The following is a 556-nucleotide window of genomic DNA, read 5'->3' on the forward strand; positions in this document are numbered from 1 at the left end:
CGATGCTGCAGCACTGGACGATGGCGCCCAGCGCGGCGAAGGTGACCGCCGGATGCGGGTAGGCCGGATCGACGAACTGCACGAAGAAGGACACGAAGAACAGAATGGCCTTCGGGTTCATCAGGCTGATCAGCAGCGCCTTGCGGTAAGGATGGCCGCCGGACAGCGCCGACGGCCTCGCCGGCGACTCGTCGCCGCGGCGCGCGCGGCGCCAGGCCAGGATGCCGGACTTCAGCATATTGACGCCCAACCAGGCCAGATAGCCGCCGCCAATGTACTTGACCACCGCGAACAGCGCCGGGTTGGCCTGCAGCAGGCCGGCCGCGCCGGTAGCCGCCAGCGTCATCAGGATGAAGTCGCCGCTGACCACGCCGCCGGCGGCGGCGAAGCCCGCGCGCTTGCCGCGCTGCGCCGCCACCGACAGCACGTACATGGCGTTCGGTCCCGGCAGCAGGATCACGATCAGCGTGCCGATCAGGTAGGTGGTAAGGTCGGTAATGCCCAACATATTGCTATCCCGCCTTACTTCCGTTCCGCCATCGCCGCGATGAAGCGG

1 protein-coding gene is annotated in these 556 nt (G+C 67.6%); it reads right to left on the minus strand.

Features of this window, described 5'->3' with window-relative positions; genetic code table 11:
• The coding region (leuE, locus tag LQR33_RS24140; protein ID WP_231470770.1) for a leucine efflux protein LeuE at window positions 1–508 on the minus strand (508 nt) is incomplete at its 3' end.
• Between the last annotated feature and the right edge of the window lie 48 nt (window positions 509–556).

The sequence above is a fragment of the Chromobacterium piscinae genome (genome assembly GCF_021129175.1).
Taxonomy (GTDB): domain Bacteria; phylum Pseudomonadota; class Gammaproteobacteria; order Burkholderiales; family Chromobacteriaceae; genus Chromobacterium; species Chromobacterium piscinae.